The sequence below is a fragment of the Citrobacter meridianamericanus genome (genome assembly GCF_041320245.1).
In the GTDB taxonomy this organism is placed as follows: Bacteria; Pseudomonadota; Gammaproteobacteria; order Enterobacterales; family Enterobacteriaceae; genus Citrobacter; species Citrobacter meridianamericanus.
Map to the genome: position 1 here is coordinate 1,371,616 of NZ_CP101036.1, position 13,783 is coordinate 1,385,398.

Below are 13,783 nucleotides of genomic sequence, written 5' to 3' on the forward strand. Positions count from 1 at the left end.
AGCTATCATAAATAGAAAATCGATCTATACAAACGATCAATATTTTATTGACTATCAGTGGTGTTTGAGCTATTTGATTTGTGGGGTGTGAGAAGGGGTGTTACTAACAGGTTGTTTATAATGATTTTTATGGGAAGGATGAGAGGGTGGTGTAAGCAGATGAAATCGAGTGAAATGTCTGAAGCTGCATGTAACGGCGTGTAGCAGGGATTGGCCCCAACGGTGGAGCAGAGCCAAAAATGGGGGGATAAAAGGAAGCCATGCTATTACCCGATTCTGGCGCTCTTGTGTTATCTGGCGACTGGTGATGTGCAGTCGGGCTTTCAGTTGAATGACTGGAACTGTATCAGTTTGCCTTTCTTCCTGTATTTTCACTTCAAGCTGGCGGATTTTTTCCAGAAGAGTTTCCGTGTACCCTGCTGATGCTTCAAGTTGTTTTGCTGGCACTGGCACTGGCACTGGCACTGGCACTGGCACTGAAGCAGGAGCATGAGCAGGGGCCCGTGTTTTCTTTAGCAACATTAATTGCTCCGGGGAGTTCTCAATCAACGTCTGCAGAGTTGACCAGCCATACTGTTTTCCAAGCTGAGAAGCTTTAAAAGCTATTCCCTGATACAGGAATGAAAAACCGTTCATTTTCCCTGTCGACGCAATGTTAGGTTTGCAGGCCACACCTTCCTGTTCCAGTAAACGAACAAAGGTGAGTAAATCGGGACGGCAGGTTAATGCATTATCGATCAGGGTCTGCAACTGTGACTTAGGGCAGGGAGCTGCTGTCCGTTCCGCCATCATTAGTTCATTGCGGGAAGGTTTCCTTTTACTCTGACGAACGCCGGTTGCTGGTGTGGTTCGGGTGAGCCCGTGCACTATTTCCAGCTCGCTGATAATACGGGTACTGATGAGATTTTCATTTTTCCCCAGGTACAACTTTCCACCGGCCATGTTAATGCGATTAGCTATTATGTGGATGTGCTGGCCACAAAAATCGTCGTGGAGGATATAGCAACGCAAATGTGTGTCGGTAAAACCCATCCGGGCCATATACTCATCCGCAAATGCTGTCCATTGCCTGACTGTCAGTGATTCGCCTTCTGGAAGGCGAAGTGAATTGTGCCAGACAGATTTGGCGACATCGGGGCGAATTTTTTTAATGCTATCAAACTCACTGATTAGTTCGGTGGCGTTGCTGCCCGTCATGTTACCGCCAATGACATAAGGCTCAATTTTGTGGTGAGAGCCTGATTTCAGGCTGTAGAGAACAACACCTGCAAACTGTTTACCTCTTTTTATTTTCTGCATGCCTTTCATTTATTGTCACTCCAGAAAGTGGAAGGGATAAGATGTTCACGAAGGGCTTTTATCTGTCGCCTGATGGCAAACAGTTCAGTACGGGTCAGTTCACTATTAGGACTTTTATGATCGAGATGCGTTAACAGGTGATTTAAATCTTGCGCAAGCCTGCCGAGTTCAATCCAGGCTTCGCGGTTTATTTCAGGTAGTACTGACGGGAGTTTATGCAGGGACGCCATTCTTAGCCATTCTCCTTTTTTATAATGGCCTCTTTTACTGTTGAGTATAATTAGTTCGTCTGCATTTAATCTCACGCTGACACAGTGATTTCGTATTTCATTAGACGGCAGTGTATCTGTGTGAAATTTTCCTCGACGTGTTTTTTTTGATTTGTCTTCATTATTATCAATATTGTTATTCATTATTATCCATATGATGACTGTAGGTATAACTATAGATAATTGATGAGATAAAAAAGTCAAGTTATTGCAGTGAAAAAACGATGTGAAGAGTTAAAAGTCAAATGAGTGAGAGGTTTATTAAAATCTCTTACTCATTAGTGTTTATCAGCACATTTTCCACAATGTGTAACCTTTCTAACAGCTGAAGGGAGAATTATGAATGAAAATGGTTAAATCCTCTTTCGTTTAGGTGATTGAATAATTTCTGATTTTATCACCTTGAATAGTTCTTTTTTATCTCTCCCCGCGATATAACCAAAGATCTTATCTGCATCAGAACGTTCTATGAGTATTTCGTCGTCTATTCTGATGCCGTTTCGAATAAACCATTTTACTGTCTCGATCCCCGTGTAGCTGCCAATGTGCTTATTGTCCATATTGTAAAATTGAACATGACCAATATCTGTATAGGATTTTAATTCGACAAAAAATGCTTTCATTTCTCTCACGTAAAGTGAAAATGTACAGCGTTGATCTACCGTGAAATGAATGCCTTTTTTATGCAGTAACGCCAACAAGGGTAAGGACTCAATCGATAAGTGTTTAAAAAGTGTAGGGGGAGTATCAATTTTATCAAGATGACGAGTAAGGGCCATTGCGATAAAATCATATAGGTGACCTTTACGGCCAGACAAATCCAGAACCGTGTTGCCATACTTATCCCTGTGATTAAGATCACAACCTTTATTCACCCAGTAATCAAAGTAAACCTTATTGAAGGTCTTATAAAGAAGCGTTTGTCCATTATTATCAGTGTGGTGAATGTCAACACCTGCATTAATAAGGATTTCTGCATTTGCTCTGTCAAAATTATGACCGAAAAGACAATTCTCCCCATTGTTATTTGTATGGTGAATATTGATTCCGGAGTCTATTAAGAGGCTGAGTATTTTAGGGGTTTTATTGGTAAATAGCGCATTGTTTCCGTAATGATCTGTATGATCTAATTCCATTCCCTCTTCAATCATGGCTTGAACCGCACTAGTGTGACTGTTATCGAACAGTGGATTTCGACCCGAATATATGAGAGAGTTAATATCGAAACCTGCAGTAATGCATTCTTGGACATCTTTTTTAGTCTCGCAGTATAAGAAACCGTATTCTTTATGGATACTCATTTTGTCGTCTCCTCTTTTAGGCGGCAATTTTGTTGTAAGTGTTGTTGTTTGTTCTATATTCTTTTATTTTTACTATGTCGTCATAGATCCGTGAAAAGGAAAACCATGAAATTTCTTTAATTTCTCTTTTCTTGTTTTTATAAATGATATTGCATCCGCGAAACTGGAATGCATTGTTGAAGGTGTCATTATTGGCATGCCGGAGGAAGTGCGTGAATGATTTGATTGTTTCTTTCTTGCTTACGTTGTAAGAAAGAAAGGTATGAATTGAAAAGAGGGTTAATATATTTCTCTCCGTGATCATATGCCTGGAGAAGTAACAAAAATAAAAATCCTGTTCTTCATTCACAGTTTTCCTGAAAACGGAAAATTGTGGGTTGTATAACCTGTAGAGATCTGAATTCTTTTTTGTTTTAGAAAGATAGTTTGTTAGTGTTGGGTAACTTTGTTTTTTCAATTTTTTATTCTCCTTTATTTAATTTACAGATTGAATATATATTATTAAATAAATATAAATCAAATTTATTTTTTAATAATAAAAATAAGCTAGCGTTTTCTATTTATGAATTTAATTTAATTCAATGTTTTATATGAAGAAAATTCAGCTTGGCAAAAAGTGCTATTTTTATTGCTCATTAATAAGGTTGTGTGTTTTCTGGTAAAACTACATTGTTGTCAGAAGTAAAAGTTAAAAAATATCTGGTATTGATAGGGTTATAAATGAGGGGATATTCTATTCAGAGAGTAGGGCCGCATTTTGTCGAAATTTTAAATAGCAGGAAGGTTTTTCAGTAACAGTGTTCCATCAATAAGAATTGCTTCAACTCTATCCATTGTGTGAATGTTAGAGTGAGGAGAAAAACTGGCTCATATCATCTCAATTATTCTGTGCTCAGGTATAACCTTTAATTCGAATCAAACTATTGTTCATAGGTGTACCAATAAAGCTAAGGAATTCATATCTGAGAAAACATTTATGCCTGCTTTCTCCGCAGCTTTGATCGATAGTTGATTTTCATGGACAATCGTTCCTATCAAAAGGGATAAATTTTCGGCACTCTGGCAAAGAGTCTACTCTCTTAGTCGCGTGTCTAATATTCGCAGGTAGGATCGATCTCAGCCCGGAATAGTTTGAAAACCAGAACCTTGCTTAGGGCCGCGTACACATCATGTGGGTAGGTTCAGAGCACCTACTGCTCGAAAGAAAACCGGCGATCCTCACGTTATTCTCGCCCAATATTCGTAACCAGTAAGCGCATACCCTGAATCACTTCAAAGTGTAATTCTCAGGGAGCGAATGGCCCTCTCTCGTTAACAGCGGACCGTCATGCCAGCTCAAAAACAGGCTTAACGTAGGATATTTTCCGTTTTCCAAGCGGCCCCCCAGTAGAGGGACTGACAGAGATTGCTGAAAATAGGCGGTGATGGATGCAGATTTACCGTTAAATGAGGGGCTGGCAAGTATGGTCTCCTCATGTGTTCACCCGAAAGATAGGGCTGCTCTCGACCGCAACTGGTTTTATATCGATGGCAAGCTATATGCACTGAATAAGAACGGGACTACTATCGATGTTCACGGCAACGAAAAGGTATGGTCTGGGGTGTCAATTCTGCCTGATGGCGTTACGTTAGATGATCTGATACAGGCGAGGGATAAATACACTTATGAGAACGGGGACTATGGCTAACCAACAGCTAACTATCAACCTCAAAGCCATCGCGAGCGCCCTGAGGTGTCTGGACAGACGTAGCGTGTCTGTAGAATTTGTCTTAAACGGCATTGGCACACCAGAAGCGCTCAAATTGAAAGAAGTCATGTCGCGCAAATGGAATGTGCTACCAGTGGCGCCACTCGGAGATCCGGAGATCTTTTATGGGATTTAGTAATACCAAAATCTCAATGCTGCATAAAATATGTTCCGAGTTAATATTAATTTTTATAAATTTGAACGAATTTCAGCGTTGTACTTAGTCGATTTATTTACAGGGTATTTATAATGAGTGATTTAATTAATACTACGAAAAACCAACATTTCATATCACAAGTTGAACAAAGATGGAACGCATCCTCAAATCATGATAAGCCTTCATTAGCAAGAATTTGCAAATACGAAATCGTAGATAAATCTTCTTTTGAGGTGCAAGCTACTAATCGGCCTCTCATTAAGAACACCTCAGCCAAAGATGATCTCTATACTTTAGAATTGTTTGAATCAGGAAAAAGGTTAAATCTAGAAAAGTTCTTCGGTGTTTGGGAGGATAAGTATAATAAAATAATTTCTTCTTTTCATAGTTCGATTATGTACAAAATTGAATCAAATAATATAACATCTAAAAGTATAGATGGCTCGGATCTAATTGAAGATGTTAAATATTTGCAAAAACTGAAATTTCTTAATTTCATACGTAACCCTCATAACATAAAAAAATCTTTGAAATCATTTTCTTTCTGTAAGGATTTCATCATACAGGGTGACGGTAAGGAATTTGAATCTATTTTTAATTCTCTAGTCAATAATGATAAACGGCAAAGGGATCACATCTGTTCTAAATATGGTGTCAGTCCAGCCGAATATGATAGCTGGCTTAAACTTATCATTTTGTTTGTTTACTACGACGAAGGTATCTCTCATTCATCCATTGATGGAATGATTGAAGAATATTTCAAGGGGAAAGAACTATATACTACAATAATAATTTCCTATTATACTGATTCTGCTCTCACACCGTTAGTTCCTGACATTGGTTCAATCATATGTCCGGATTTAACTTACCAGTTCAATGTATCAAAAAATTGTTTTGTAGCATTAAAACACACCCCAATTGATAGTGAAGAAACTGTAATGTTGGTCATGAGAACCTGTGAAGAAATGAATAAACCTTACACAGAGGAAGCACTTAATTTTTTCAAAAATGAAATGGCTGGTAAAATCAATACATATATTCGTGTTAATGACAAAGAACTTTTAGAGGCTTATAATAAGTCTTGTATAAAAGAGTCAGTTGAATTTGTTTATTCTGCGTCACAAATCGTAGTCGGTGCCAAGGTCATAAAAAAAGCCCAGTAGGACTAGAGGGGGAAGAGATTGCTGAGTAGGTTGCGTGGGTTAGTCAACAGTGTGAAAATTTTTATTACAGGTAAGGTACTAATATGACTCTGATCATCGGCGGATATGAAATAAATGAATTTGAAAATGGGCCGATATTTATGATTGCTGATAGCGCTATAACAAGAGTAACAATTCACAAAAGTTCTATTAACAGCGAGAAAACGATAGACGTTAAAACATTACTTAACGGATATAGAAAATTTTATGCAGTTGATTTAAAAATAAAACACCCTAAGTTCAACAACTCAGGTTTTTTCGAAAAATACCATGAAATCAAAACCTATGGAAAGTGTGTTATCGCTTTCGCTGGAGGAAAAGATACTGCACATCATATAATCAATAGCATACAGTTGAGTTTATCAAATTTGAAAATCGCCTTAGGTGATAGTAAATCAGTATATCTTGTTCCGATGGGTAACAAAACCCCCCAGGAAATAATCAAACCATATGCTCAGTGTTGGGATGTTGATTTATATGATTTTAGGGACGAACATTTGTTGTTAGATAAGGAATTTATATCAACCCTAATTAAGGATGTGATATCTGAATCTGTAAGTTCTGCAAGGAAATACAAAATAGATGAAGAGGGTATACAGGATTTGGAGTGCGAGTTTTTAGTTTCAGTTTATTGTGAAAAAACAAGGAAAAATTATTTATTCAAATATTCAGTAATAAAGAAACTAAGTGATAATATATTTGGGCTTGACGTTAAAATGAAAGAAATTAGGCGTAATGAATTGGTTTACATAGGAGCCCGGGAATATGGAGAGAACATGCTTCAATGTCATCATGATTTCATAAATAGCCCCGAATTCTCAATGTTAACTCAATGCGAGGGTTTATTCTCTGAAAATTTTGATATTGTCGAGTATAAATCCATTCATAATTTCATGTACATTAAGTTCATTGAGATAGTGAGAAAGTGTAGCGATGATAACTATAAAATCATCGACTTCCCCGTGTTTAGCTTGAATATTGACAGGGATAAAGTTGATCTAAGTACATATACAAATGAAATATAAAAAGTGTTTATATTTTACTATTAAAAATATCTTGGTTGGTGCCACAGAATTATTTGTGGCATTAGGCCCCCAAAGCTATCGCATAATACATATGAAGAAAATGGATTTTTCAATTTAGCTACTACAATCGTGTGTAAAAGCTCAGTAGAGTTGTCTAATCAGTGGCTCTTTAGAAATGTCTAAGTCGGCATAGTTGGATGTCCGTTGAGTGCCAGGAGCGGACATTGTCAGCGTCGAGTTTCAGTTACAAAAGGTATATCTTTCTATTTATGTTACTCACGCCCACTCATGGTAAGTTTGTTTAAAGTGTGGGGGCTGCATGAGCTATAAAGTAATATGTTACGACTATTATATGATTTCTTTAACATATTCAATCGGTAGCGAGTATGTAGCCCTTTAAAATTAATTAATAATTTTTATTTTTTTGCCTATATCGATTTGAAAGTCGATAGCTTTATCTGCGAAAAGTTTTCCTAATCTTTTAGTTTTTGGATTCCATCCAGGGTAGGGTTCATCTAACATATCCATAATTTGTTTGGCAGCATTTAATTCCAAACATGTTAAAACATAAGAAATGAAGTTTTGTATGCTCTCATATCTTGTCAGTAAAGTATGATATTCAATTCCTGTTTGAGATGCAAGGTAGGAGTCAAAAGCTAAATCAGTAAATTTAGCAAAGAGCGGAGTTCTGTCATCAAAATATACGGTATCAAAATGATTAGTATTTGGGTTTACATTTCCATGTAACATTTCATTCCTGATATTCATTATCGATTGAAATTCTTTGCATGCCTCATTATTGTTATAATCAACAGCGCAATGGAAATGTTTACACTTGAGATGCAAGTTTCTCATGCGTTCATTTATTGGGCTACGTATAAACGATTCATAATCCTCTTTATTTTCATATGCATTAACTTTTGCGAGGGTGAAAATTAAAAAGTTAATGAATGCTTCAGCATATATAGGTAGTGTTAAGGATATATTAATACCTAACGTATTGGCTTTGGAGAACTTCTCTCCAGCGATGGACATTTCTTTCTTTGTTCTATTATTAAATTTATTGAATTCGGGGTATTTTATTTCATTAATCTTTAAGTTATCTAACTCTACGAAATTTGAATCAATAGCGGTTTTTATTCTTTTAAAAGGATTTATGAATAGATGCCACGTTTCCACTTTAGTCCTGAATGTGGAGATTTTTTTGCCATAATTCCTAAAATCATCTTTTAAATCTTTGATGAATTCGTCTTTTGCATATTTCTGGTCTTGGAAATCTATTGATTTATGTATCTCTATGCGATAGGTCATGCACATAATTGTGATCCGATAACCTTCGTAATCAAACGTGTAATCCCAATGAATAAGGTTTGATGAGTCATACTCTCGGAACAATGATTGCATCCCGTTAGGTTTTCCAAATCGAGCTTGCAGGTAACAATATAAATCTACAGGTTTGATATTGTTGATATCAACCCATAACGTATAATCTTTGTCACGTTTGATTATAGAGGTTTTCTGCTGGAACTCATTAACAACGATCCTTTGATCTAGATATATCAATTTATCAATATTAATTTTATTTTTTTTCATTGTATGTGCTCATATACTTTATAAGAGGAGTGTTTATTTTCGATGAGTATAATGACAACCAGTGGACAATATCAAGTGATCATCATCAAAACGATAACTCACCTTGAATATTTACAACGTCATCCTCACAAGAACAACGGCGATCTACCTCCATACGCGTATGAAGAACAGCAGGAACAAGTTGTAAATAGACCAGTTTTAGTTCCAGGCATTTTTTGAGATCCCGGCCAAATGATTGTGTTGCCGATATTCCTCCGGCGTCATATTGTTCAGTGATTCATGAGGGCGTTCACAGTTATATTCTGACACCCATCTTTCCGTGATTTCCCGCACTTCATTCAGCGTTCTGAACAGATAAAAATCGAGTATTTCTGTACGGTATGTTCGGTTAAAGCGCTCAATAAAAGCGTTCTGCGTCGGCTTACCCGGCTGAATAAATTCCAGTTTTACTGCATGTTGCTCTGCCCATTCAGCAAGTACAAGTGAGATAAATTCCGGACCATTATCCATGCGTAGCATGACCGGATAGCCGCGATTTGCCGCGATTCTGTCGAGTACCCGGACGACGTGCAGAGCTGGCAGATTCAGATCGATTTCAATCGACAACGCCTCACGGTTAAAGTCATCAACGACATTGAACGTGCGAAAACGACGGCCACAGACCAGGGCATCATGCATAAAATCGACAGACCAGCTCTGGTTCAGTGCTTCCGGTGTGGCCAGTGGCGAGGGATTACGCACTGGCAACCGTTGTTTGCCTTTACGGCGAAAATTCAGCTTCAGCAGACAATAAATACGATGGATCCTTTTGTGATTCCACGGGTATCCCTGCCGCCGCAGAACCTGGAAAAGTTTTGGAAAACTGTACCGTGGGTATCGCTCTGCCACTGCCTGCAACGCGACAATAACGGGTTCGTCACGCGTGGTATCCGGACGGTAATGGTAAACCGTTCTGCTCAGGTTCAGACTCCGGCAGGCCTGACGGATACTGAATCCAAATGTCGTTATCAGATGAGTGACCAGCTCACGCTTAAAGGCTGGTTTTAAAGCTTTTTTTCGATAACGTCTTTCAGCGCCCGGTTCTCAAGGCTCAGGTCGGCAAACATCTGTTTGAGACGCCGATTCTCGTCCTCAAGATCCTTGATCTTTTTAATATCAGAAGCCTCCATGCCGCCGTATCTGGACTTTCAGTTGTAGTAGGTGGCTTCAGATATACCGGCCTCCCGGCAGACATCTTTAACAGTTCGTCCGGCTTCAACCGATTTAATTACGGCAATGATCTGATGCTCAGTAAAACGGGCTTTACGCATAGCGATCTCCTTTGTTGGCAGATTGATTATGCCGGAGGATCTCTAAATGTGAATGGCACGATTATGCGGGATACTTACAAAGTTATCTAGGTGTACTGATTTTGTGATCCACAACACTTGCTCATATAAGTAGGAGAATGAATTTTAGCTTTTTCTATGCTATATCGGACTCTAAACCTTACCTGCTAGCTGTTGATAAATAAATCAAGATATGAGTCATACAGTCATCAGATTTGAAACTAACCTCAACGTCCGCACTTCGCTCACAGCGGACCTTCAACTCAGTTAGCTTGAATGCTCCGTGCCAAAGTTTACCTTTCTATAGCAATGTGTCGCAAAACATTGGCCGCAATTCAATGGATATGTACTTACTGGGTCTGGCTGTTCTTTTCTAACCGAAGGGCTGAAAAGCAAGGGGAACTCGGAGAAGCAAGCGCAGCGGCTTCGTAGAGTTAGCCCTTGCTTTATTAAAAGATGACAAAAATACTGTAGTAGATGTTTTACAAAATGAAAAAGGTAGCTTCGTTTCTGTTGACCTTAAATTCTTCGATTGCAGCGCAGGTGAAGATCTGAATTTATTGCTTCGCTTGTACAAGCGAAGCAATTTTAATGCAGTTCTTTCAAGCTTCACTTGTACTGATTTTAAATAATTCTATTTAGAAAGAGTGAGAGGAATATTTTTTATCAGGGTATATTTTTAATCTGTTTTTTGAAATAAACCATTACCTCCTGTTGACAATCGTTTAAAATATATTATGAATAGTGTGTGTCATGCAGAATGGTTTATGAAATGTATCCTGTACTGTGTACAGTTTACTAATGGCCCCATGTTGTGGGGATATTGGAAAGGCTACTTTTTTGAGTAGCCTTTCGTCCATTTAGGCTGCGAAAGTTTTAAGTTGTTGTGACTGAATATAATTACTCCACCATTGCATAAGCTTTTCTCTTTCTGAAATATATTCCGCACGATTATATGCTGCAATGATTTCGTCCTTTTTAGAGTGGGCAAGTGCTGCTTCGAGCACCTCAGTCCTGAATTTTCCTGATTCTTCTGCTGCTGTTCTTGCTATAGATCGCATTCCATGTGCTACAAGCTCACCACCAAATCCCATACGGATAATTGCTGCGTTAGCTGTCTGCTCATGCATATGATTGAGTGGGGCTTTTATACTGGGAAATATCCATTCGCGATGCCCACTGATAGACTCCATTGTATTGAGTACTCGAATAGCACCTTTACTTAATGGAACTTTATGAGGTTTTTTCATTTTCATGAACTCAGCTGGAATGTTCCACATATGATTGTCCATATCTATATCAGACCATCTTGCACGTACTGCTTCGCCTGGACGAACCCATGTGAGAAGCTGCCATTCAATCAATAATCGTGTTTCTAAACGGACAGAAGCATTGTTTAGGGCAACTAAGAAGCGGGGGAGTTCGGAAGGGGGTAATGCTGGCATATTCTGTTTTTTAGGCTTACTGAACCTTTGCCCCAGATTGTCAGCCGGATTGAACTCGATAAGTTCCTCAGTGGCTGCCCAACGGAAAATTTCATTTAATCGAGAAATGACTCGCCGCAAGGTTTCTAGAATCCCATGTTGCTCAATAGGATCAAGATGTTGTTTTAAGAGTTTAGGTCGGATCTCATTGATAGGAACATTACCTAGACCTGGAAAAATATTCCTCTCCAGGCTTCTCCAGATGTCTTCTGCATGGTCTTTTGAGATGCCTGAAGTCTTGACCTTCTCATCTAACCATTTTCTTGCTACGGCTTGTAGGGTGTGTTCAGTCGCACTCTTTAATGCATTTGCTTTATCGTTGATGTGGACCTGAGGGTCAATGCCATTGGCTAGCAGGGAGAGATATTCATCCCGTAAAGCTCTGGCTCTTGCAAGGGTGAGGTGAGGATAGGTTCCTAAGCACACTTTAGTTCGCTTTTTGGTCACTGGCACAGCATACCTGAAGTACCAATTTTTCTTTCCTCCACTTGAGAGGGGAGCGATTCGTAGCATCAGACCATCGCCGTCAAACAGGTTGGTTTCTTTGTCTGAAGGTTTGGTGCTTTTGATTTCTGTATCTGTGAGTTTTTTTGCGAGTTTTGCCATTTTGGGACCCTCGATTTTTGGACCCTTTGTGTTGGGTCCTATTCAGGGTGCCATAACTTATGGTTCCCAGCAATTCTCACTAGACGTTAATGGACATAAAAAAGCCCGCAGAGCTTGTGCTGTGCGGGCTTAGTAGACTTTACTGAACTTCAGTATATCAATGTTTGGTGGAGCTGGCGGGAGTTGAACCCGCGTCCGAAATTCCTACATCCTCGGTACTACATGCTTAGTCAGTCTTTACATTCGCCAGGCACCTGCGGACAGACACGCCACTACCAGACTAGCCTGATTAGATTTAACGCTTCAACCCCAGGCAGGGCCTCCACGCGATCTCTTTTGGGTTTGACCTCTCTTTGATCCCCGTCTTAAGAGCGGAAGCTAGGGAGAGAGGGCTCAGAGCAGGTTATTAAGCTGCTAAAGCGTAGTTTTCGTCGTTTGCGACTATTTTTTTGCGGCTTTTTACGAGGCCAACCGCCCCTCGGCATGCACCTTGGGTTTCGCGAATCCCGTCGAATCCAGAATCAGCCCCAATGTGTGAGAGCAAGTATAACAGACTTGTGACACGCGTGACCAGCCCCTGCAACCCCTAATCCTCAAGGATTTACCGCTCGCGCAGTGCTTCTTTTGCACGATTAAATGGTTTGATTAAATAGTCGACGATGGTTTTTTCACCTGTTTTTATATCCACGGTAGCAATCATGCCCGGTACGATGGAGAAATGGCGTCCGAGTTTGTTCTGCAAGAAGTCCTGATGGGTACGGATAAACACGCGGTAGTAGAAAATTTCTGGTTTCACTTTGTCCTGGATGGTGTCCGGGGAGATGGTTTCGACTACGCCTTCCAGACCGCCGTAAATAGCGTAATCATAGGCGGTTATCTTCACCAGCGCCCGCTGCCCGGGGTGGATGAACGCGATATCGCGCGGAGACAGGCGGGTTTCTATCAGCAGATGATCGTCCAGCGGTACAATCTCCATCATCTCGCCGTTAGGCGGAATAACGCCGCCAATGGTGGTGACCTGGATATTTTTTACAATACCGCGCATCGGCGCGCGCACGGTCAGGCGGGTCACGGAATCCTCTCGACCTTTTAAAATAGCCGCCAGCATATCCACTTCGGCGTTGGCTTTTGACAGTGCTTCCCGTGCCTGCACGAAGTATTGCGAGCGCAGGTCGGTGATTTTTAATCCCAGATCGCTTTTTTGGCGTTGCAGGCGCAGCACTTCTACGTGGCTGGCGGCACCGCTTTTCTCCAGCCGCTGAGTAATGGCCAGTTCTTTATTTACCGAAACCAGCGCATCCTGTAGCTCAGCCATAGAATCAGCAAGCTGCGCGCGACGGCTTTTATACAAACGCGTTTCGGAAGCGATAAGTTCCGGCCAGGCGCGCAGTGAATCGGGAAAGACCAGTGGCAGATCGTTAACTTCGGCATTGAGCCTTGCGCTGGAAGCCAGCGAGGCACGATAGCGGGCGGCGCTTTCCCCAACGTTGGACTCCGAACGGGTGGGGTCGAGGCGCGCCACAATTTGATTGGCCTGAACTTTATCTCCCTCACGGACTGTCAGCTCGGCGAGAATACCGCCATCCAGTGACTGCAAGACCTGTTCACGCGAGCTGGGGATCACTTTCCCGCTGCCGGTCGAGACTTCATCCAGCTTGCCGAAATACGCCCAGATCCCCAGGACAGCAAACAGTAGCGTGCTGAGCAGAATAATGCGGCTGGCCCCGGAAAAACGGTGCTCGCGGCGAATATCGAGGTCGTCCATGGCGGC

Annotated in this window: 10 protein-coding genes, 1 other RNA gene and 1 pseudogene; 4 read left to right on the plus strand and 8 right to left on the minus strand. The window is 40.5% G+C overall.

Annotated features, from left to right (window positions below):
* Positions 1-69: 69 nt before the first annotated feature.
* The 3 genes from NMD08_RS06570 to NMD08_RS06580 all read right to left on the minus strand — a co-directional run bounded on the left by NMD08_RS06570 (position 70) and on the right by NMD08_RS06580 (position 2,869).
* Positions 70-1,308 carry a relaxase/mobilization nuclease domain-containing protein gene (locus NMD08_RS06570; protein ID WP_370619815.1) on the minus strand — a complete coding sequence of 413 codons (1,239 nt, stop codon included), beginning with the start codon at positions 1,306-1,308 and terminating at the stop codon, positions 70-72.
* Entirely contained in the window at positions 1,305-1,712 is a 408-nt protein-coding gene (locus NMD08_RS06575) for an ATP-binding protein (RefSeq protein ID WP_370619817.1), read from the minus strand. Before NMD08_RS06575 ends, NMD08_RS06570 begins: the two co-directional genes overlap by 4 nt.
* Before the next feature lie 209 nt (positions 1,713-1,921).
* Positions 1,922-2,869: an ankyrin repeat domain-containing protein gene (locus NMD08_RS06580; protein WP_370619819.1), complete on the minus strand. Its 948-nt coding sequence runs from the start codon at positions 2,867-2,869 to the stop codon at positions 1,922-1,924.
* A gap of 1,421 nt (positions 2,870-4,290) precedes the next feature.
* Between NMD08_RS06580 and NMD08_RS06585 the strand changes: the two genes are divergently transcribed.
* The 4 genes from NMD08_RS06585 (at position 4,291) to NMD08_RS06600 (ending at position 7,001) form a co-directional block, all read left to right on the plus strand.
* Entirely contained in the window at positions 4,291-4,557 is a 267-nt protein-coding gene (locus tag NMD08_RS06585; protein ID WP_370619821.1) for a hypothetical protein, read from the plus strand.
* Complete coding sequence (locus tag NMD08_RS06590; RefSeq protein WP_370619823.1) at positions 4,550-4,753, plus strand: hypothetical protein; 204 nt, start codon at positions 4,550-4,552, stop codon at positions 4,751-4,753. Before NMD08_RS06585 ends, NMD08_RS06590 begins: the two co-directional genes overlap by 8 nt.
* A gap of 113 nt (positions 4,754-4,866) precedes the next feature.
* The gene (locus tag NMD08_RS06595; protein WP_370619825.1) at positions 4,867-5,937 is read left to right on the plus strand and encodes a hypothetical protein; all 1,071 of its coding nucleotides are present in this window, start codon (positions 4,867-4,869) and stop codon (positions 5,935-5,937) included.
* 83 nt (positions 5,938-6,020) lie between these two features.
* Positions 6,021-7,001, plus strand: coding sequence for a hypothetical protein (locus tag NMD08_RS06600; protein ID WP_370619827.1), 981 nt, complete (start codon positions 6,021-6,023; stop codon positions 6,999-7,001).
* Positions 7,002-7,403: 402 nt separating this feature from the next.
* Here NMD08_RS06600 and NMD08_RS06605 read toward each other — a convergent pair whose 3' ends face one another.
* The 5 genes and pseudogenes from NMD08_RS06605 to NMD08_RS06625 all read right to left on the minus strand — a co-directional run bounded on the left by NMD08_RS06605 (position 7,404) and on the right by NMD08_RS06625 (position 13,777).
* Positions 7,404-8,594, minus strand: a complete 1,191-nt coding sequence (locus tag NMD08_RS06605; RefSeq protein WP_370619829.1) for a hypothetical protein — start codon at positions 8,592-8,594, stop codon at positions 7,404-7,406.
* Positions 8,595-8,792: 198 nt separating this feature from the next.
* Positions 8,793-9,904 (minus strand): annotated as a pseudogene (locus tag NMD08_RS06610) (IS3 family transposase).
* Between the two features lie 878 nt (positions 9,905-10,782).
* Positions 10,783-12,012 carry an integrase arm-type DNA-binding domain-containing protein gene (locus NMD08_RS06615; RefSeq protein WP_370619831.1) on the minus strand — a complete coding sequence of 410 codons (1,230 nt, stop codon included), beginning with the start codon at positions 12,010-12,012 and terminating at the stop codon, positions 10,783-10,785.
* Positions 12,013-12,177: 165 nt separating this feature from the next.
* Positions 12,178-12,541, minus strand: a transfer-messenger RNA (tmRNA) gene (ssrA, locus tag NMD08_RS06620).
* A gap of 72 nt (positions 12,542-12,613) precedes the next feature.
* Positions 12,614-13,777 (minus strand): HlyD family efflux transporter periplasmic adaptor subunit, encoded by a 1,164-nt coding sequence (locus NMD08_RS06625; RefSeq protein ID WP_151218389.1) that lies wholly within the window; start codon positions 13,775-13,777, stop codon positions 12,614-12,616.
* Positions 13,778-13,783 lie beyond the last annotated feature (6 nt).